Annotated in this window: 12 protein-coding genes; 6 read left to right on the forward strand and 6 right to left on the reverse strand. The window is 46.2% G+C overall.

The window, feature by feature from the left end; all coding sequences use genetic code 11:
- Positions 1–484 precede the first annotated feature (484 nt).
- Complete coding sequence (locus NDI44_RS22360; RefSeq protein WP_190416344.1) at positions 485–631, reverse strand: hypothetical protein; 147 nt, start codon at positions 629–631, stop codon at positions 485–487.
- A gap of 68 nt (positions 632–699) precedes the next feature.
- Here NDI44_RS22360 and NDI44_RS22365 point away from each other — a divergent pair, with 68 nt between their 5' ends.
- Positions 700–918, forward strand: a complete 219-nt coding sequence (locus NDI44_RS22365; RefSeq protein ID WP_190416345.1) for a hypothetical protein — start codon at positions 700–702, stop codon at positions 916–918.
- Between the two features lie 32 nt (positions 919–950).
- Here NDI44_RS22365 and NDI44_RS22370 read toward each other — a convergent pair whose 3' ends face one another.
- The 3 genes from NDI44_RS22370 to NDI44_RS22380 form a co-directional block, all read right to left on the reverse strand.
- Positions 951–4,418: a hypothetical protein gene (locus NDI44_RS22370; RefSeq protein WP_190416346.1), complete on the reverse strand. Its 3,468-nt coding sequence runs from the start codon at positions 4,416–4,418 to the stop codon at positions 951–953.
- Positions 4,415–4,939 (reverse strand): hypothetical protein, encoded by a 525-nt coding sequence (locus NDI44_RS22375; RefSeq protein WP_190416347.1) that lies wholly within the window; start codon positions 4,937–4,939, stop codon positions 4,415–4,417. The genes NDI44_RS22370 and NDI44_RS22375 overlap by 4 nt, the downstream gene beginning before the upstream one ends.
- A 131-nt stretch (positions 4,940–5,070) precedes the next feature.
- Complete coding sequence (locus NDI44_RS22380; protein WP_190416348.1) at positions 5,071–5,250, reverse strand: hypothetical protein; 180 nt, start codon at positions 5,248–5,250, stop codon at positions 5,071–5,073.
- Positions 5,251–6,535: 1,285 nt separating this feature from the next.
- Here NDI44_RS22380 and NDI44_RS22385 point away from each other — a divergent pair.
- From NDI44_RS22385 to NDI44_RS22395, 3 genes are all read left to right on the forward strand, one after another.
- Positions 6,536–6,751, forward strand: coding sequence for a hypothetical protein (locus NDI44_RS22385; protein ID WP_190416349.1), 216 nt, complete (start codon positions 6,536–6,538; stop codon positions 6,749–6,751).
- A 166-nt stretch (positions 6,752–6,917) separates the two neighbouring features.
- Positions 6,918–7,580 carry a site-specific integrase gene (locus NDI44_RS22390; protein ID WP_190416350.1) on the forward strand — a complete coding sequence of 221 codons (663 nt, stop codon included), beginning with the start codon at positions 6,918–6,920 and terminating at the stop codon, positions 7,578–7,580.
- Between the two features lie 326 nt (positions 7,581–7,906).
- Positions 7,907–9,586: a diguanylate cyclase gene (locus NDI44_RS22395; protein ID WP_190416351.1), complete on the forward strand. Its 1,680-nt coding sequence runs from the start codon at positions 7,907–7,909 to the stop codon at positions 9,584–9,586.
- 468 nt (positions 9,587–10,054) lie between these two features.
- On the opposite strand, the gene NDI44_RS22400 is transcribed toward NDI44_RS22395, so the two are convergent.
- Entirely contained in the window at positions 10,055–12,985 is a 2,931-nt protein-coding gene (locus tag NDI44_RS22400; RefSeq protein WP_190416352.1) for a tetratricopeptide repeat protein, read from the reverse strand.
- A 1,449-nt stretch (positions 12,986–14,434) separates the two neighbouring features.
- Complete coding sequence (locus NDI44_RS22405) at positions 14,435–14,710, reverse strand: hypothetical protein (RefSeq protein ID WP_190416353.1); 276 nt, start codon at positions 14,708–14,710, stop codon at positions 14,435–14,437.
- A 217-nt stretch (positions 14,711–14,927) separates the two neighbouring features.
- Between NDI44_RS22405 and NDI44_RS22410 the strand changes: the two genes are divergently transcribed.
- Positions 14,928–15,263, forward strand: coding sequence for a hypothetical protein (locus tag NDI44_RS22410; protein ID WP_190416354.1), 336 nt, complete (start codon positions 14,928–14,930; stop codon positions 15,261–15,263).
- Between the two features lie 436 nt (positions 15,264–15,699).
- Entirely contained in the window at positions 15,700–20,583 is a 4,884-nt protein-coding gene (locus NDI44_RS22415; protein WP_190416355.1) for a tetratricopeptide repeat protein, read from the forward strand.
- Positions 20,584–20,707: the final 124 nt, after the last annotated feature.

Raw genomic sequence — 20,707 nt, forward strand, 5'->3', positions numbered from 1 at the left:
CTTTGGGATTTTCACGCTTGATTGCGCTTATGAATTACTTTCACGGCGCAGTTCCTATCCCCCTACAAATGCAAGATTCCCTATTTTCTGCTGCCTAGAGTGACAGAAGAGCGCTAATAGGCGCTGTAGAAAAAATATTGGCTTAATAGGCGTTTCAGGGAGATCAAGCCAAGAGGGAGGCTAGAAGACTTTGGCTACAAGTGTTTTGAACATCCTGAGACTTTTCTGTCTCAACGCTAATAGCGGCAAGGGTTTCATCACTTTCCTTCCTGAAAACTCCCTAGAATCCAAATAGAGCCAAAATATTTTTCTGGAAATGCTTAAATTTAATCAATACTTTTTAAAGTACGATCTTCGACGCATAGATTTTTTTGAGTTGCACTGCACCTTATATATGCAGATCCCTTGAAGCAGGAGGCGATCGCCTCCTGCTTCTTGATCGGGTGAGTTGCACTGCAATAGCGACCTCAGCCACAACCGAAACCTAGACGCGATCGCCTCCTGCTTCTGGTTCTTGATCAGGCGAGTTGCACAGCATCTTCAATATGCGGCTCTCTTGAAGCAGTTGGCAACCAATTCGGAGCGCCGAATTCTTGAGCGGTTGCACCGTATCTTCAACGTGTGGTTCCATTGAAGCCGTTCAGGGATATATGAAATGTATACTCCGATGGTGTTACAACACACCTTCAAGGGGTAAGTGTGCCTTCATACGCTGTCTGGGGGTTTGATATCGCGGCAGGTAAGCCTCAAATATCCGCCGAAATTTACACAAGCTTTGTGCCATCAAGTCTACTGACAATTTGCTTGATTCAGATGATGGCACCACCGATGGAAGTGATCGCTACCTCGGACGGTGGTGGCGATCGCGGCTTACTGGGAGTCGGCGACGTTAGCGATCGCCGGCTCGGACAGCAGTAGAGATCAGTAGAGATGTGGCTGGGAGCCAGCTGTTATTGTGAGGTCGGCTCCAATGCCAGGGATTGAATTTTCGCCTGCACCGACTCTGGCATGAATCCAATTATCAGACTGAGCAATTTAGCTTTGAACTCCAGAGGCACTGCTATCAGGAGCGCTTCAAAAGTCTTCCAACCCGACGCCTTTGCTAGCTGTATCACCTGAGAGAGCGCATCGTTGGGAGAATCTTCTAAGACCACCGGCAAGTAGTCTTTAGCTAGCCAAAGTTCGTCTTCAGTTAACGGCTCAAAATTATTAGAGTTGCTATATGGGGTCTTTAGTAGGAACCCTAATATTTTTTTGAGGATTTCCCAACCCCTTACCTCACTTACCTCAGTAGCACGTTGGCTAACTCTACTTTGACTAATTCCCGCAGCGGCGGCTAAAGTGACTTGGGTTATTTTCTCCCCAGTTTCGGTGAGTTGCTTGAAAGCTTGTAGCAACGTCCAGCGCCCCTGTTGGGTCTCACTGCCCGCTTGGGGAGTAATCGTAAAAGCATCCACCTGTTTGACTGGCACCCTTAAGAAACTGAGGTCGTAATCGCCACAGAAGTAATACGTGAGTTGTTCGGTTGGTCGGAGATGGGAGCGCAGGCGTCCTACGGCTTGAATGATTTCTCCCTGCGTGTGAGCGTCTACAAACGCTTGGAACTCCGGATCGGGGTTATCCCTATCTAAAGCCACGTACCGACCTGTAAGCGTCTGGTAGAGGGCTTGCAGGTGTCCTAAATTCTGGTAGGGAATCCCAAAAGAAGCGATCGCTTGGCACTCCATAAAATCATTCGAGCCTCTGGAATCCACAAACCAGCGCCCTTCCCCCGCTAAAGCCTGCGCTCCCCAGTCTAAGTAGCGAATGCTTTCCGGGTGGCGAGAAGTTAGTTCAGATTTAATCGCTGCGACTCTGGCTTTTAGGAAATCTGAGCGGTCTTTACCCAGCTGCCCTAAACCTGTGACATGAACAAACCGCAGGTTCTGGTGATTGGGTTGCTTCTGCTCAATGACTAAAATGTCTGCGGGAGTGATGTCTAATAACAGGGCCAAGTGTTTAGAGGTGGTCGTTGCATCCAGGTAGATGTTGAATTTGGTAGCCGCTACAATCTTGCTATGCCTGTCGTCACGAGTGGAAATGGTGAGGAACCCATAGTTACACCGGAAAGCCCCTCGCTCTCCACTCCAGACCTTGAGGAATGGCACTAACCAGTTGAGTAAAGTTGACTGATTGAGCTGCTCAACCAGCTCTGATGGCTTTCCTCGAAACTTTCGTTTGAGGCGATCTGGCAGATGAGCCATTTCTACGCCGTGTTTTTTGGTGAGGTCTAGCAGACTTAAATCGGGTTTTAACGCAGCTTCAAGCTCCTTGATGATGTTCAGCAAATCATCGGGTGGATTGGGCAGTAAGGCTCGGATAGCCCCGTCATCGAAGCCGTAGGGGAGAGCCTTGATTTCGCCATTCAGAAGCGGGCGCAGTTTTAGCCGTAGAGGTTTTAAGGATTCGTAAACGTCAGGCAGTTGGCTCTCCACGTAACCCATCACTTGCTCAAAATCGAGGAGCTTTACACTAACCGAGGTCATCGGTTGGATGAGGGTAGCTGCTTCATCCCAAAAAGCACCTGTTGAAGAAAAATCAAAGTCATCCGTTTGCGGCGCAGAGTTGGGATGGGCGCGTAAGCGATTTGATTCAAAAGCTTCCCGGCGCTGGCTCCGGAATCCAAAGCCGTCCCCACTACTGCCTCTACAAGCATCCCGTAAATGGCAAGTCCCGCAGATTGGCGATTCGCTGCCTTCAATTCCGGGAAGATTCTTGCTACGGAGTGCTGCAAATAGGGGTTGGCGGTGGCAATTGCCAGGGGTGTCTGGTTGTTCGCCCTTTTGAGACCACACAATCCAGTCCCGACCTAAAGGCGTTTGATGGCTGGAGTCTCGCTTCATTCCAGCATTCCGCACAGGTACGTCAGTGTAGTTGGCTTCGATTACATCTGTGGTCGGGTTGCGATGGTTGCTGGCAAAGTAAAATAACTTCTCCACCCCTAAGTCGCGTGGGTTGGTTATCCCCGCAGTGTAAGACTTCCCAAGACCCGGTCCTGACTTGTCGAGAACATGTTTCCAGCCTTTGCGGGCAGCTTCCTTCCAGATTCGCTTTCGCTGTCCCTTTTTGTAACGGACAGTTCCCAAATCTTTGCCGCCGCATTCTTTGAAACTAGGCAGAGCGCCCGGTACATAATTTAGAACGACTGGCTTGGATTGTGTTGGGTTCGGTGCTAGTGGTTTCGGTGCTGGTATTGGTTTTGGTGCCGGTGGCCTGCCAAACCCTTTGAAAGAGTTACCTAAGCGCTGCTTAAGGTTTCGGAATAAGTCTGCAACTCCTTCCAAGAGTTGATTAAGGTTGTGAGCGAGTGCCTCGAATTGCGCCCAGGTGATTATCTCAATTTCTTCACCCCGACGGGCGGCTAGCAGCTCATCGATGTCGAGGTCTTTTTTACTAACTTGACCCCACCAGGCAACGCGCAGCTCATAGCCCCATTTCTCCAGCAGGGCATGAGTCTGCCGATATTGGCGCATCACATTTTTGTTGGCGATCGCTCCCGCATCCGGGTACAGAATCAGAGGGGGTGCCTCTACGATTTCCGGCTCTAGTTGAACTAGGTAAGCTTCCAGGGTTGACGGTGAAGACGCAAAGTTTCCTCCAGCGGCACCAATGGTAATTTGACCGGATAACTGGGCGGTAATTTGGGGTTTCAGAATCCCTTCAACTAACCCAATTCCTTTGCGTGGCTCACCGGCTGGACGGCAGCAGGTTAAGGGTAGCTCACCATTGGTTAGGTGAGCAGTGGCACCGTTGGGACGCTTCTGGCTGGCGCTGGTGGGCCAACGATATTTACCCCCATTGTCGGCATTGTCCAATCGGAGCTGCCAACCCACGATTTGCCCTTTTGCATTCCAAGCTGGACAGAGCAACCCCGCTTGGGGGTTCGTCAGACTTCGCCCGTCGATACTGATGCCTGCGAGTCGATAACTCACAGGTGTCTCTAACTTCTGCCACTGGTAGACGCTCCGAAACATTCCCGCTTGAATCTGTTCGTCGCTTAGTCCCCGCTGGCGTAAGTTCTCCCTGTGCTCTGGGGAAAGCTGGAGTTGACCGAGTAATCTCCGGATTTCTCGGTCGCGGTCAGGTTCGCTCAGTAGCTGCGATCTCTGAGCGCGTTCTGCATCCAACCGGCGTTGTTTTTCAGTTTCTCGTTGTTGTCGCCATTCCTCCCGCTGCTGTTCGGATGCGGCTTCGATTTCGGCTTTTTGGACCCACATTCCGAAGCCGAGTTTGTCCAGACCTCGGAACATGTAATCGGGTGGGTTAGCTTCACCCTCACGGCAGTGGATTAGCCCAGTGGCAACGCTTTGGCGGCAATCTTTGCGGGCACCATTACAGACCGGGCAATTTCCTTTGAGGGGTGTAAATCCTAGTCTCATGAGGCTACCCCTCCGAAGATTGCAGGTTGGTCGCAAATCTCCTCAAGCAGATCCAGTAAGTAAGCTCTGCCAGATGGTTCTCGACTCTTTAGGTCAACCATCCAATGCCAGCACTGGATAACATTCCGAATGACTTCGCATTCCTGCTGGGTGAACGGTTCTGGAATCTGCAATCCAGACTCAAAATGAATTAACAAAAATCTTGGACGGTCGCCTAAGGTCAGGTTGGGCGCTACACGTTCCACCTTCATCGCTGCTTGAGCTGGCTTTAGCCGTGCTAGCCGTGGTGACTCACTTTTGATACACGGTGCCGCCAAAGTTTCTGCGACTTTCCAGCTCTCTGATGGGGCTGATGGATCAAGGGGTGATCGCTCAAATGTAGAGGGCCGCGATCGCCTTTCATCTGAATCTACTGTAACTGGGTTGGAATTTTGGAGGGATAATCCACCCTTAGCTAGCTGATCGGGATCGTGAGAGAATGCCGCAAAAGAAAAGCTTTGCCTAAAAAATCTGTCCGACATATCATTAAAGAAGGTCCCATCAACCCGTTATTCAGGGGAATGGGATTCTTGCTAGTCCACTGCAATCGGTCTTCGGTCGCCAAACTTCTGGCCGTTGCGTGGGTGGATAATAAGAAATGAACGCCAGTGGCTTAGGCTACTGGCGTTCTGATTTGGTGACTGAATGAATCCAGCGCGTTCAAGTATTTTTCGAGGGCAGGGCGAGCCATTTCAAACTTGTACGCATCTAGGTCATTCACTGCGTCTGGCAAACAATTAAGTTGATTAATCTTCATACTTGGCGTAAATCGAATGGGCCGCTTTTGTGCCATCTGAGTTCTCCCGTCTGACTTTGTACTCCTCAGCTAATTATAGTGGGTAAAAGCGCTGGCGATCGCCTGCTGTCTCCGTTACAAAAACTTTTTTAAAAACCTACTCAGTTACGATCCTTCAATTAGTTAATAAATAACCAATGTATAGTGAGCGCACTTTTACTTTTTGAAGCAGCTGTGGGTTCAAGTGAACATCCTTGCGAAAAAATTGATGGGCTAATCGTTGACCAGCATCAGATTGAAAGGCAAACTCAAAATGTAACCATAATGCCTCCTACTCTTCTAAAGTAAGCTTTTTTGGCTCTCGGTCTTCCACTCAACTTAAATCCCGATTAGGGATTGAAATTAAGTTACAACGACTTCAGTGTACCGAAGTCGTTTCTTCCACCCCATTTAAATCCCGATCGGGGATTGAACTCAGCTTAGTCTGTGCTGATGCCTTAGAGCTAAGTTAAGCTTCCAATTAACTCAACCCTACCAGGGAATTAGATACAGATATAAATTATGGTGAGCATGGGTGCCACCTCAATTGAGTAGGTGCGGATCGCTCCCGATGCCACCCGCCGTGGGCATGGGCAGTCACCTCGATTGAATAGGCGCGATCGCTCCCCCTCAAGCACTAATGGTGTAAATACTGTCTAAAGAACAAAGCCTCTCTGACTCAGCTCCCAAAGACTAAAAGGGTTACAAGAACCATCAGTCCCAATGGTGCTGTTATCCTTTATCGGGTTTTTACAATTTGGTTGCCTTGTTTAGAAGTACCAAAACCATCAGCACCAACGGTGCTGTCATAGCCATACCCACTGAACTTAGTTCCTAGGTTCCGCAACAGTCAACCTTACACAGTTTGCTGTTGGTGCTATTATCACCACACCTACCCACCGAACTCAGTTCTCAAAGACTAAGAAGCTTGCAAAGACATCCTGCTGGCTTGATTTCTTAAGGGGACTTAGGCATTTCCTGACCCCTTTAGAGGCTGAAAAACTCTCTGAGCAAGGAAAAGAGGTCGATGACCAAAAAATGCCTGAACCCCTTGTGAATACTGAATTCATGCTCATTTGATCTAAAAATCCTTTTCTATAAAGGTTTGAAGCCATTTTTTTATTAGTTTTTGTCTAAGTCCCGTTAAGAAACGGTGCAACGGATCAATATCTCGGCGCTCCGAGACGTTACCAACTGCTTCAATGGAGTCGCACATTTAAGGGGTAATGTGAACATTCCTGGTACTAGGGGCAAAGTAACTGATAGGTAGCATCTGCATAGCCCCTCTTTTATATATCACCCAATGGCTTCAATCGGGGCGCACGTTGAAGATGTGATCAACCGCTTAAGAATTCGGCGCTCCGAACTCGTTGCCAACTGCTTCAATGGAACCACACGTTTAAGATACGGTGCAACGGATCAATATCTCGGCGCTCCGAGACGTTGCCAACCGCTTCAATGGAGCCGTAGATTAACGGTTGGAGGATTGTTGACGGCGGCGATCGCCTTCAAGGTCTAGTTCCGCTACCTTCTCCCTAAGGGATTGCAGTTTCACCCAACGCTTTTGGTTTCGTTCCTCTATGCGAGCGATCGCCTCTAACAAAGTTCCAATTGGGACTTGAGAGTTGCGCTAGCCAGTTACCCCCAAATCGTGGTAAATCATTGGGCATTGATGGGTAGCCTCCATGAAGATAGATCGGCACGGAAGATCCAAGGTTTTATCTGTAGAAGAAATCCAGTTGTTATTCAATCAGGGTTTGCAGACTACCCGTGATCGCGCCTTATTCGGCATCTGTTTATTTTGTGCCTGCCGAATCCAGGAAGCTTGCACCCTGAGAACTGTAGATGTCTACGACGCATCCCGAAAAGTTCGCCCTAAGCTAATTATCCGCAAAGGGAATACTAAAGGAAGGCTGGCGACTCGCACCATCCCCGTCATTGATGACCTACGAATTCTTCTCACCCACTACCAGCCAGCAACGGGTCAACCCTATTTGTTCCCCGGTCGCTTCGGTTCTCCTTTCCAACCCGACTCAGCTGATAAGGTGCTGAGAAAAGCCTGCAAACGAGTCGGCTTAGAAGGTGTCTCCTCTCATAGTTTCCGACGTTCAGCCCTGACCCAAATGAGCGATGCTCTGATCCCCTTAAGAATTGTTCAGGAAGTGTCGGGTCACAGGAATCTCAGTCAACTTCAGCATTACCTGGAAGTGCGCGACTCACAAGTGTTAGGAGCCGTAAATACCCTCTCTTTGCTCTCTCCGGTGTCCGAATCCGGAATAGATACATATTCCGGATTGGAAGAACATCCTCTCTCAACTCCAATCGAGGGAATCGAGAAGAATTCCTGAACTACTGCCCTAAATGCGATCGCCAGTCGGGAAAGTCTTGTATTCCGACTTGCAGGAAAGCCCTCTCTCAACTCAAATCGAACGTTCTGGGTTGATCGAGCAGGACTCCTGAACCGTTGTTAAAAGTGCGATCGCCAGTCGGGCATGTGGGTATGACGACATAGATACCACTAAGGATTTCGCGTTGAATGATGATTTAGTAAAACCACAAAATCGGTAGCAAAAATAAAGTTTTAGGCGATTTCATTCACAATTTCCCTGTATTTCCCCCTTCTCGTTAGAATCCACTAAACTAAACGGTGGCGTTTTAGAGTTATCCCAGTTTAATGCGGTGGTCGATTGAACGGAAAATTAGCAGCGGCTTTGCGATCGCGCTTTTGCTCCTAAGCCTAGTTGGTGGGCTAGGGTACTGGAGTACCAGACAACTAATCGCAGCAACTCGATGGGTAGACCATACGCACCGTGTAATTGAAGATATAGAATCCCTGCTTGGTCATCTCGCCAGTGCTGAAGCCGGACAACGGGGATACATTATCACGGGCAATGAACAACACCTACAACCCTACTATCTGGCAACCACCGCCATTAACGATACGGTCAACGATCTTCGGAAGTTAACCGTTGATAACTCGTCCCAACAGCAGCGTCTGCAAGTCTTACAACCGGCGCTAAAACAACGGGTAGAACTACTCGAAGCAGCACTTGAGGCGAGACGGCTGGGCGGCTTGGCAGCAGCACAAGCCTTAATTGAGCAGGATGTCGGCAGAAAATTGACGAGTGATATTCGTCAACTCGTTAATTCCATGTTGAGTGAGGAGCGGCGGCTGCTGGCGCTGCGGTTCCAGCAGTCCCGACACACGGCTCGCAATACGACCGTGATGGTTGGGTTGGGAGGAATCTTGACCTTTGGGCTAGTACCGCTCGCCAGCTTAACGATCAATCGAGACATCACTCGCCGTAGACAAGTTGAAGCCAAACTACAACAGAGCCAGCAGCAACTGAAACAGTGGGTGAGTGAATTAGAGGAACGCAGCAGCGAGATGACACAATTAGGTGAATTGAGCGATATCCTGCAAGTTTGTTTCACCCTAGAAGAGGCGTATACTGTCCTCGGAGAATTGGTGCAGCGCTTATTCCCTCAAACAGTCGGGGGAGTCTTTATCATTAATGACTCTAAAACCCTGGTCGAAGCAGTGGCAACCTGGGGAGAACATCCAGCACGCTCCGACTTGTTTACTCCCACAGAGTGTTGGGCACTGCGGCGCGGTCGCTCCTATTTCTTGCCTGATGCCAAGAGCCGTCTACACTGTCACCATTTCCATTCGCCCTTACCAAACCAAACGCTGTGTGTGCCAATGATGGCTCAAGGGGAAGCAATCGGCACCTTACAGGTGATGGCGACAGCACCAGAGCAGCTATCTGCACCCAAACAACAACTGGCAACCACCGTTGCTGAACATGTAGCGATCGCCCTGGCTAACTTGAAGCTGCGGGAGACATTGAAGAATCAGAGTATTCGAGACCCACTGACAGGCTTGTTCAATCGCCGCTATATGGAAGAATCTCTGGAGCGAGAAATGCGCCGTGCTGAACGCAACCAACAGTCGTTGAGCATTATTATGCTCGACGTGGATCACTTCAAGCGCTTCAACGACACCTTTGGACATGAGGCGGGGGATATCGTACTGCGAGAGCTAGGGCAGTTTTTGCAAGGCATGATTCGTGCATCAGATATTGCTTGTCGCTATGGAGGGGAAGAGTTTATGCTGCTGCTACCAGAAGCTTCAATTGAGATTGCTGGGCAAAGAGCCGAACAACTGCGATTAGGAGCAAAACATCTTAATCTAGAGCTTCGGCGCGAACCCCTTGGGGTGGTCACTCTTTCGTTAGGCATTGCTTGTTTTCCCCAGCATGGCAACACGGCTGACGCCGTAATCCGAGCCGCAGATGCAGCCCTCTATCGAGCTAAAGCTGGAGGACGAGATCAGGTTGTAATTGCCGAGTGAGTCGTAGATGCCATGCGAAGGTTCCATCTAATGTATGTATTTGGATTGGAAGAAAATCCTTTATTAACTCCAATTAAGAGGATTGATAAGAATTCCTGAACCACTGCCAAAAGTGCGATCGCCCCAAGTTACTGTACTTGAATTTTTGATAGGACTGAGCGGAACTAGCTGCGACCCCTAAAATATGAATTGAATACAGTAATAAGACTGCGATTAATTTTTTGATGCTAATTGGTACCCTGGCTCTTGCAGTCCGGGTGTTTTTTGTGAATAGAGCCTCTGCCCTATCAGGTTCATTTGGGGCATAAAATAAAAAGCTCTTACGGTTTCTGTGTCTTCTGATTTTTAGCGATTTGTGTTACCTCTTCTTCACTAAACGTGCGTCCCCGCTGAATCTGATAGCGCTCGCACAATACCTGTGCTTCTGCAAGCATAAAGAATTCTCACTCCTTCAATGTATCTAAAAACTTACTCAGCCTCACCGATGAGGATAAAAGCAGCCCATTGTTTAGGATTGGGATATTGTTTCATTGCTGTCAGCATCGCTTGACGTAGGGCAACCGCTTTGTCAGGCTTTTGTTGTAAATTGCGATAAAATTCGGTCATCAAAAAGGCAGTGGAATTATCATTAACTGCCCACAGCGATACCATGACGCTGGGAACTCCCGCAGAAATTAAAGAGCGAGATAAGCCAATCACACCATCGCCTGTAATGTTTCCCCGTCCGGTATCGCAAGCGCTGAGGACAACCAAATCGGCTTGTAGTTTCATATCGAAGATTTCCCCTGCGGTGAGTAAACCATCAATTCCATCGTCAGGTTTACCGTTCGGTGCAAGCGCGATCGCTCCCGGTACACCGAATCCTTTAAAATCATAAAGTAAGCCGTGGGTAGCCAGATGAATGATGCGTGCTTTCTGCATGAGTTGCATCACCGTAATTTTGGTGGCTTTGCTACCTGTCAGTGCTTCGGTGTTAAAGAATTTAGCAATTTGAATTGCTTCTTTTTCTGCGCCAGGGAGAGCATCTAACTTTGCAACTAATTCCCCAATTTGAATTTTGGGCATGGTAGGATTGCCCACAACTAGGACATTATTGGCTGACCTTTGACCGTTATGCTTCTGCTTGCGAGTTAAGTCTAAAACTTGAATTGAAGGCGCGGTGAGGATGGTATGTTTTTCGATTAAGTATTTGCCCCCGTCGTCTTGCAGTGCAGGGAAGGGGACGAGAAACAGCGATTCTTGTGGGATGAAGATGACTCCCTCATTGGGGTCTTTTGGTAGCAAGTCTGCAATGGGTGCGATGAGTATTTTATGGAGTTGCTGTAATTTCTTGGTTGAGTTTTCGGTTTGGGAATTAGCAACAGTTACTTCAAATATACTGCGACTTCTCACACCGATATCATCACGGCTAGTGCTAACGAGGTCTTGTAAGGATTTGTTCAGGGATTTTTTTAGGTCAACTTGCTTAAAGGTAAATTCACCTGTGGGTTTGACCAACCAAATGTAAAGTTTTGATTGCTGCCATTCTTGTTCCCCTTCACCTTTGAATGGCTCATAAATAACTGAATACTGAATAAGTGTAGCGTTCTGTTGGGAGGCAATTTGTTGAATTTCTGGAAAAGTTGGGGGTTTAATATTGGGTTCATTGCTGGAGTTTTGAGATAGCTTGAAGTCTAATAACTCAACCAAAGCACGACCGCGACTGCGTTCGGCAATTTCTAAGGCTTTATCAAATTTATTCTGCGCGACTAAGGCTTGTTGCAGTAAGCGGTAGGTAGTAGCTTGCGTTTCAAAAATAGAGATTTTCTGGTCATCTTTTAATTCTCGCGCTCGTAGAGATTCCAGAACCTCAATCGCTGCGAATAAGGTGGTTTCGGCTTGGGAATACTTACCTTGAGCATTATAAATAAATCCAATATTACTAAGATTCGTACCTTCCAGTACCTTATCATTGATTTGTTCGGCAATAGCTAAGGATTGTTGAAAATATTCTAGGCTTTTGGCATATTGTTCCAAGTTGCCGTAGAATGTCCCAATCTTGTTAAGAACTGTACCTTCTGCTGCTTTGTCACTGATTTGTTCGGCAACGGTTAAAGCTTGCTGATAGTACTCCAAAGCTTTTGAGTACTGTCCCAACTGACGGTAAACTCCCCCGATTCCACTGAGAGTTACACCCTCTCCTTGTTGAAAGCCAGTTTGTTTAAAAATAGCTAAAGCTTGCTGATAGTACTCTAAAGCTTTTAGGTACTGTCCCAACTGAAGGTAAACTTCCCCAATATTGTTGAAATTTATACCTTCTCCAGCTTTGTCGCCGATTTGTTTAGTAATGGTTAATGCTTGCTGAAAGTACTCTAAGGCTTTGGTGTACTGCCCTAAGTTTAAGTAAACGAACCCACTATTGTTAAGAGTTCCACCTTCAGCCTCCTTGTCGCCGATTTGTTTAGTAATGGTTAATGCTTGCTGATAATACCCTAGAGCTTCGCGGTACTGTCCCAGCCTACGGTAAACCCCCCCAATACCATTGAGACTTCTACCTTCTCCTTGTTTAAAGTCAATTTGTTTGACAATGTCTAATGCTTGCCGATAATACTCTAAAGCCTTAGGATACTGTGCTAGGTTGTCGTAAAGTAGCCCTATATTGTTGAAAGTTGCACTTTCCGCCACCCTATCGTCAATTTCTTTGACAATGGCTAGTGCTTGTTGATAGTACTCAAAAGCTTTGGGGTACTGCCCTAAGTTGCGGTAAACTTCTCCAATATTATTGAACCCCTTACCTTCCCCCGCCTTATCGTCAATTTCCTGGGCAATGGCTAACGCTTGTTGGTAATACTCCAAGGCTTTGGAGTATTCTCCTTGACTATAATAAACTGACCCAATATTGTTGAGAGTCCTACCTTCTAGAGCCTTGTTACTGATTTCGTTGACAATGGCTAATGCTTGTTGATAGTACTCCAAGGCTTTTGGGTACTGCCCTAGGTTGCGGTAAACTTCCCCAGTATTGGTGAGCGTCGTACCTTCCAGCACTTTTGCCCCAATTTCTTTGGCAATAGCTAAGGATTGTTGATAATACTCCAAGGCTTCGTAGTACTGTCCTAAGGAGCTGTAAACTAACCCAATATTATTGAGCGTCGTACCTTCGCCTTGACGTTCCCCAATTCCTATCACAATAATGAAAGCCTGCTCAAATGTTGCTAACGCTTCTCTAGCCAAACCTTTATTTAATTGCTGAAGACCTAATTGATTCAACCGCAACGCCTCGTCATTCCGTTGTTCTCTAGTTTGAGCCTGCGCCAAAGTCGCATTACTTCGCCAAAAATTCTCCTCCACTTGCAGCGGACAACTCAACAAGATAAGCAAAGTTGCACTAAAAATGCTAAGACGGCGCAGATGAGGATACATAATCTCTATCAATGGGTTAGCGAACTGCTTATATATATCTTGCATATGGAAGAGGTTATGCAAAAATTTACTCAACTTCTTCACGAACATTCCGAAGAGCGCGCTCACCTGATCAACGGTTGTCGAATAACAGATTATTTGTCGTTTTAACAAATTGTTGTCGTTGAGCGTTTCTATCGCTACTAAAGCTTAGATATATTGAGATGAAGAAAAGCTTGAGCTAAGACAATTATGGCTTAGAAGAGGCACTCTACCAAATTGTTACTCAGTTCAAAACTATTCTTGTAAAAGATTTGAACGTTTTTTGGATGAATGACACGAATGTGTTAATAACAAAAAATAATTTGTTATCTAAAAACTATTATGTTCATTCGGGATTTTGAAATGTCTAACTGGGAAGACGTATCCGAGCTTTTTTTCTAACCAAAATGTCGGTGGAGAATCCTGCAAATGCCCTATCAATCGCGCGATGCAATCAAAAATAACTTGTAAGTTCCAATTGGGACTTCAGAGTTAATCTGGACAAGCTACCCCAAAATCGTGGTAAATAATTGGACATTCATGAGTAGCCTCAATGAAAATAGCTCGGCACTGTCAAGCCAAGATTTTATCTGTAGAAGGAATCCAGTTGCTGTTCAATCAGGGTTTACAGACAACCCGTAATCGCGCCTTGTTCGGCATCTGCTTGTTTTGATCTGATGGACTTTTGAGTCCCTATTACCTCTTTAGAAACCAGTGCCCTCTAAAAAATCGAGTATGGTTAGATAGAAGAAATTTTCAACCAGATAGTAGTCTATAAGGCATTCAATTTATCCCAAATAGTTTTAACTTTTTACGGATATAAAAGCTGGAAAATTGCTCAATCCATTAGGTTTAAGCATCAAGTTATTTGCCTACTGTAACAAATGTTTATTAGTAATTTTTATTACGGTCATTTGGGTTAGTTTACTAACAGTTTGATAGCAGCTTATTTAGCCCAAAAAAGCAAAGAACGGCGGCTCAATAAAGAGTCGCTCTTTGGGGGATTGGATATTTAATTGGTGCTACTATAGAGTCTAACCTTTAGCCAATTCAAGTATCAAGGGCTTGGTGAATCGGATGTTTTATCTATTATGAGGAGAGAATGCCTCACTCACTCTTCTGCCGTTGTTTGACTTCATACTTACCGCTACCACTGGGCTGACTTTCTAGGAAGTAGTTATACGGCTCATGAATATGTAGCGACCTGAAACTTTACTTGCGATTTTTGGATTTTCACTAACACTTTTAAGCGTCGATAACCTTAGCGGACAACCCCGCTAAGCCACCCGCTGGAGTTTGACCCACGATGGAAACATCAGCGCGAGCACTCACAGAGTATCATCTACCCACTCGCGAGCAATCCCAATGTACTAAGGGTGACTTCTTCATCTCAAAGGGCATCTCACAGCAGGGACATCTGCCCGTAAACTAGGGGTGATAATCCAGCAGTTCTAGCTTTGCCTCTGGTGTGAATCGTTGCTCCAGCATGGGCACTGGTCTGCCGTGATAAGCTGGTTGATCCAGTACCAGATCCTCATCAACAAACCTCATTCCCTTTTGTACCGACATTTCAGGAGGCTCAACAGAGGGTTGAAAGTCCAGATAACGAGTGAAGCTAGAATTCGGCGCTCCGAACTCTAGCTTCACTGAGCAGGAGGGTCGGAAGTCGAAACAGCGATTGTTATCTGGTTCCGTGGGATGCACGGCACAAACTATCAAAGAATTACAAGGAGCGATCTAGAGCGCGATCACGCTCTAGATCGCTCTTAGAACTGGACAGATTATTGCTTCTCCAGATCCTTAGTCGTGTCAAACTGTTTAATCAAATCTGTAATGATACGCGGGTGATTAGTCCTCAAGCCCACCTCACACTCTGTGCTTGTGGTATCTGAAGGCAAAAAGTTGGACTTCTGGACAGTTCATGAGCGATCACCCGAAGGTGACAAACTCGATCGCTCTTACTGAGGAAGCGCGATCACCTCTCACTCCATCATGGATGTCTCTTTTGGCTCCTTTAGCTCTTTCTCAAAAACTTGGATGTTTGGCTCCAGTAGCACAAACCCGTTTTTACTTGTTTGGCCCATCTTTCGGGCGATCGCCGGTCGGGAAAGTCGTTTATGACGATGTAGACACGGGTTGGATACCAGTGCGATCGCCACTTGGAAGATGTATGTATGACGACTTGGAGGAAAATCCTTCTTCAACTCCAATAGAAGGTTCTGTTTTATTGAAAAGGATTCCTAAATCTCAGCCCTAAATGCGATCGCTAGTCGGGAAAGTCATCTATTTCGACTGGGAGGAAAGTTCTCTCTTTACTCCAATCGACCGTTCTGGGTTGATAGAGCAGAACTTTTGAACCGCTGCCGAAAATGCGATCACCAGTGGGGAAAGTAACATAGGGAATCAGGATCAACAGGTCACTGCCAAAGATGCCCCACAAGGGCAGATGCCGAAGTTATCCTTGACCCAAAACCAGGCGCACAGCTTTCATCCCGCAGTGTTCCAGATTTTTTCCATCCTTACGACTGGGCATGCTTTATCTTAGTTGGCAACAGTTCATGAAAAGCTAGCGGCTAGCTGATTTCCTTAATGCGGGAGATTTCTGCTGGCTAGTAGATTTTGGTTGCATATCTTCCTTGCACTGAAAGATATATAACTTGACACCCACAGTTGTTTTTACACAGGATACTTGCATGTGCCCCCGTCCGAAGTCTGTTGGTTTTGCGTTAACACACTTCTCCGTAGGAATCGCAACGCTACTACTTTCTTTCGCTCCTCTACCGCCAATCCTGTCTCATTTTGAACTAGTTCAGGCACAAACCATTCAGGAGCCACAAGCCGAAGCTGAGCGACTGCTAAAGCAAGGTAATCGTCAACGACGTGCCGACGAGTACACAGCTGCACTTGAGTCCTACCAGCAAGCGCTCAAAATCTATCAGGAACTTAAAACCCCGCAAGGTGAAATGAAGGCATTGCACGGGTTAGTTCGGGTGTACTTGGCTCAGAAGAATTACCCTCAAGCAATTGAGTATGCTCAGAAACGCTTGGAGCTGGCACGAACAATACAAGATTATGAGAGTGAGTATGGTGTTCTTGAGTCGCTCTATGAAGCCTATATGAAAGGGGCGAATTATGCTAAGGCAATTGAGACAGCAGAGCAAATGCTAGCACTGGCACCAAAACTGGACAGCAATGGCAGCACGGCTTTTGAATCTCTAGCACAGGCATATGCTGCATCAGGAAATCAAGCCAAAGCAATTGACTACTATGAACAAGGCTTAAAAATTGCCCGAGAAAATCGCGAACCGAAAGTTGAAATAAGCTTTTTGACAGGTTTAGGAAAAGCGTACCATCAGCAAGGAAATTCAGCCAAAGCAGCCGACTCTTTCAAGCAAGCATTCAAAATCGTATATGAACTCAACGATCGGGAAATAGACTCAAGTTTTTTGAGCAGTTTAGGAGATTTAGCAGGCATATACCTTCCTAAAGCTGAAGTTGAACTTATTACAGCTAAAGTCGAAGCATCGCGACTGTTAGGGCAGTGCGAAGAGCGGCAAGAAGAAGACCAGTTCGCATCTGCACTTCAGTTCTGCCAACAAGCGCTAAAAATCTATCAAGAACTCAAAGATACTCATGGTCAATTTGAGGCTTTAGAGGCATTAGGTGGGGTGTACCGTACTCAAGGTAAGTACCCTGAAGCCATTGAGTACGATCAAAAACGACGGGAGCTAGCACGAGCAGTTCAAGACTATAAGCGTGAGCGTGAGGCTCTTTGGTCACTGTACAAAGCCTATATGAAAGTGGCGAATTATGCTAAGGCAATTGAGACAGCAGAGCAAATGCTAGCACTGGCACCAAAACCGGATAGCAATGGACTCACCGATCTGGAATCTCTAGCACAGGCATATGCTGCATCAGGAAATCAAGCCAAAGCAATTGACTACTATGAACAAGGCTTAAAAATTGCCCGAGAAAATCGCAAGCCGAAAGTTGAAATAAGCTTTTTGACACTTTTAGGGAAAGTGTACCATCAACAAGGAGATTCAGCCAAAGCAGCCGGCTATTTCAAGCAAGCATTCAAAATCGTACAAGAACGCAACAATCAGGAAATAGACTCAAGCTTCTTGAGCAGTTTAGGAAATTTAGCAAGCATATACCTGCCTAAAGCTGAAGTTGAACTTATTACAGCTAAAGTCGAAGCATCGCGACTGTTAGAGCAATGCGAAGAACGGCAAGAAGAAGACCAAATTGCATCTGCACTTCAGTTCTGCCAACAAGCGCTAAAAATCTATCAAGAACTCAAAGATATTCAAGGCCAAATTAAGACTTTAGAGAAATTAGCATACGCTGCATCAGGAAACCAAGCCGAAGCAATTGGCTACTATGAACAAGGCTTAAAAATTGCCCGAGAAAGTCGCAAGCCGAAATTTGAAATAGGCTTTTTGACAGGTCTAGGAAAAACGTACCATCAGCAAGGAAATTCAGCCAAAGCAGCCGACTTTTTCAAGCAAGCATTCAAAATCGTACAAGAACTCGATAGTCCGCGAAGAGAGTCAAAGTTCTTGAGCAGTTTAGGAGATTTAGCAGGTATATACTTGCCTAAAGCTGAAGTTGAAGCATCGCGACTGTTGGAGCAATGTACAGAGCAGCGAAGAGAACGTCAGTTCGCATCTGCGCTTCAGGTCTGCCTACAAGCGCTGAAAATATATCAAGAACTCAAAGATACTCAAGGTCAATTTGAGGTTTTAGAGGCATTAGGTCGCGTGTACAGCACTCAAGATAAGCACCCTGAAGTCATTGAATATGCTCAGAAACGACTGGATCTAGCACGAGCAATCCAAGATTATAAGAGTGAAGAAGAAGCTCTTGAGTCGCTCTATGAAGCCTACATGGAAACAGCAAACTATGCTAAAGCAATTGAGACAGCAGAGCAAAGACTTGAACTGGCACAAAAACATGACAAAAACATCAGATCGGAACTTTCAGATCTAGAGCGTGCATACGGTGAACTGGGAGATCAAACCACCGTAGATGAATTCAGACAGAAAAGATATTTAGAGCGGCTCAAGGAACACCAACAGGAGCTTACGCTTGCCCGAAAAAAGGGCGATCGGGAAAGTGAGATGGAAGCACTTGAAGAATTGGGTGATTTCCACCTTCAATATAAAGAGTTTGCCAAAGCCGTTGACTTCCACGAACAAGGCTTAAAAGTTGCACGAGAAAATCACCAGCAGAGAAACGAGTTGGACTTTCTGAAAGCTTTGGGAGTAGCGTATGCTCAGCAAGGAAGTTCAGCCAAAGCAACGGATTATTTGCAGCAGGTGTTAAACATTACAAGAGTAAGTAATGATTCACTAGAAGAATCAGAAGTTTTACAGGAGTTAGGAGATATATATTTGCCTGACTTTGAGGACTATGTTGAGGGTGAATTCGCTAATTATGCAAAGGGGATTGAATACTATGAGCAAGCTTTAGCCGTAGTTCAAAACTATTGTCAGAAGAATTGTGATTTTGAGGATACTAATCTTGACTATATTTTTGAGAGATTAGGCGATGGTTATAAAGCTTCAGGAAACCCTACTAAAGCCTTAGAGAACTATCAGAAAGTTTTGACGTTTATTGAACAGGAGGATGAGGATGCTCCAGCAGAAAAGGCGAGTCTTCTCCAACGAATGGCAGAGAGTTACATTGCATTGGGTGACTATACCAAAGCCATTGAGTATTCTCAGCAGCAGTTGGCGATTAGTGGAAGAAGATGGGACTACAGCTTGCAAAAATCGGCATTTCGCAATCTTGGTCTTGCCTACCAGCGTGCCAGAAACCCTGTTAAGGCATTGGAAGCCTACCAGATGGAGTTAGCGCTCTCGCAAGAAAGAAATGACCGCAATAACCAAGTCAACGTGCTTAACAGTGTTGCCAGTCTGCTTGTGGAACAGAACAAACCAGAATTGGCAATTGTTTTCTACAAGCAATCAGTCAACGTGATTGAAACGACTCGGCAAGAACTCCGGCAATTACCCAAGCGAACCCAAGAAGCCTATACTCGCAAAGTTGAAGGAACTTATCGTCGTCTTGCCGATTTGCTACTTTCCCAGGGACGCATTGGTGAAGCGGAGCAAGTTCTAGAACTTTTAAGAATTCAAGAGATTCGCAATTATACGAGAGACGCTGGTGCAGGTGAACAAACTTCAGGAGTCACTGCGAACCCTATTGAAACCCAAGTTCTGCAAACGCATGGAACCCTCATTGCCTTCGGTCAAAAAGTCGTTAATTGCCAACAATCCCAATGTAATCAACTGAGTCAACTATTAGACCAACGGGAAGTTATCACTAAAGAATTTAACCGTGCGGTTGAAGCGCTCGAAAAAACCGTTCGTGACAACCGCCAAGGCGATCCCATCTTCACCGATCCTAATCAGCTCTTCGGCAATCCAGACCAAATCGTCTCCGCTCAACCGGGTACTGTCCTGCTGCAAACGCTCGTTCTTTCTGATAAACTTTGGGTTCTCTGGGCATCCAAAGGTGGTGTCACCAAAAGTATTCCAGTCCCGGTTGGACAGAAGCAACTCAGCGAAACCGTCCTAAAATTCCGAGAGTTGTTGCAAAATCCCACCTCCGATATCCAAGAACTACAAGCTACAGGGAAACAACTTTACGAGTGGCTAATTCCCAAGGAACTGCAAGCAGAATTCACAGCTAACTCAATTCAAAATTTGGTCTTCTCACTCGACCACGTAACCCGCTACATTCCTATGGCAGCCCTGTTTGATGGTCAGCAGTATTTGGCTCAACGTTATACCCTGTCTACCATCATTTCCACTAACACTCAAATGGGCAATTCCCAATTATTGGGTGTGCAAAACACATCGATTCTGGCATTAGGACTTTCTGAAGCCAAGGCAGGATTTAATCCATTACCCAACGTTCCAACAGAACTGGATGCAATTGTACGGCAATCAGACACTGATTCCCAAGGCATCTATAAGGGCAACGAATATCTCAACTCTGCCTTCACTTGGCGCACCTTACGCGATAAGTTGAGTACTCACAACATCCTCCACATTGCCACTCACGGTAAATTTGAACCAGGCAGTGACAATGCTTCCTTCCTGGTAATGGGCGATGGCGAAAAGCTGCCCATTTCCCAAATTAAAACCTTGACGAATCTTGGCAACTTGCAATTGGTCGCGCTGAGTGCTTGTGAAACTGCCCTGGGTGGTACTGGACAAGATGGCACGGAAATTGCTGGCATCAGCTTCTATTTTCTCAACAACGGAGCTAAAGCAGTGATGGCGTCTTTATGGGCAGTGAATGATGGCAGCACTAGCCTACTAATGCAGCAGTTTTACAAAAATTTAGCCACGAGCCAAAAAACTATCACCAAAGCGGAAGCACTACGGCAAGCTCAACTGAGCTTATTAAATAAACAAGTTAGTGCTAAGGATGCCCCACAACGCTCAGATGCCGAAGTTATCCTTACTCCAAAACCAGGCGCACAGCTCCCACGCAGTCGTACTCCAGATTTTTCTCACCCTTACTACTGGGCACCTTTCATCCTAATTGGCAACAGTTTATAAAAGACTGGCAGCTAGGTGATTCCCTGTTGGAGATTTCTGCTGCCTTAGAGATGTGAGGTTGCATATCTTCCCAGCCTTGAAAAATATTAGTTTGACACCCGTGGTTGTTTACTAGAGAGGATAC

The organism is Trichocoleus sp. DQ-A3 (assembly GCF_039961975.1).
Taxonomy (GTDB): domain Bacteria; phylum Cyanobacteriota; class Cyanobacteriia; order Cyanobacteriales; family FACHB-T130; genus FACHB-T130.